Source organism: Mesorhizobium sp. M7A.F.Ca.US.005.03.2.1 (assembly GCF_003997795.1).
Taxonomy (GTDB): Bacteria; Pseudomonadota; Alphaproteobacteria; order Rhizobiales; family Rhizobiaceae; genus Mesorhizobium; species Mesorhizobium ciceri.
Genome location: NZ_RZRP01001395.1, coordinates 1 through 879 on the forward strand (window position 1 = coordinate 1; position 879 = coordinate 879).

An 879-nucleotide genomic window follows, 5' to 3' on the forward strand; every position below is an offset into this window, starting at 1 on the left:
GAGCACGCCCTCCGGGCGAATGCCCAGCGCGAGCTCCCGCCCGGCATGGCCGTTGAGCTTCGACAGCAATGCCTGCGGAAATTCGAAGCCAGAAGCCGCGCCGCCGACCGTTACCGAGACCGCGGATCCGGTCTCGGCGACTGCGGCATCGGTGACATTCATCACCGGGCTGCCGACGAATTGCGCCACGAACAGATTTGCCGGCTGCGAATAGACCTCGTCGGGCGTGCCGACCTGTTGCAAGACGCCTGCGTGCATGATGACGATGCGGTCGGCCAGGCTCATGGCCTCGATCTGGTCGTGCGTGACATAGATGGTGGTCGAGCCCTGCTTGATGTGCAGCCGCTTGATTTCCGCGCGCATCTCCTCGCGCAGCTTGGCGTCGAGCGCGCCGATCGGCTCATCCATCAGCATGGCCTTCGGTCGCCGCACCAGAGCGCGGCCAATGGCGACGCGCTGCATGTCGCCACCCGAGAGCGCCGACGGCTTCTTGTCCAGCAGATCGGTGATCTGCAGCGTCTTGGCGACCGAACGCACCTCGCTGTCGATCTCCGTCTTGCTCTTGCGCGTGGCGCGCAAGGGGAAGGCGATGTTCTCGTAGACGCTCATATGCGGATAGAGCGAGAACGACTGGAACACCATGGCGATGTCGCGGTCGGCGGCCTTCAAATGCTGCACCGGCTTGCCGTCGATGAAGATGTCGCCCTCGTCGATGGTTTCCAGCCCGGCGATGGCGCGCAGCGTCGTCGTCTTGCCGCAGCCCGATTGGCCGAGCAGCACGATGAACTCGTTGTCGGCGATCTTGAGATTCAGGTCCTTGATGACCTGGACGGCGCCGAAGAATTTCTGGACGCCGCGAAGCTCGATCTGGGTCAATGC

1 protein-coding gene is annotated in these 879 nt (G+C 63.8%); it reads right to left on the reverse strand.

Translation table 11 applies throughout. The annotated features are described in order from the left end of the window. Window positions 1–876 (reverse strand): ABC transporter ATP-binding protein (locus tag EN991_RS38035; RefSeq protein ID WP_164769748.1); only part of this gene is annotated, 876 nt, incomplete at its 3' end. Between the last annotated feature and the right edge of the window lie 3 nt (window positions 877–879).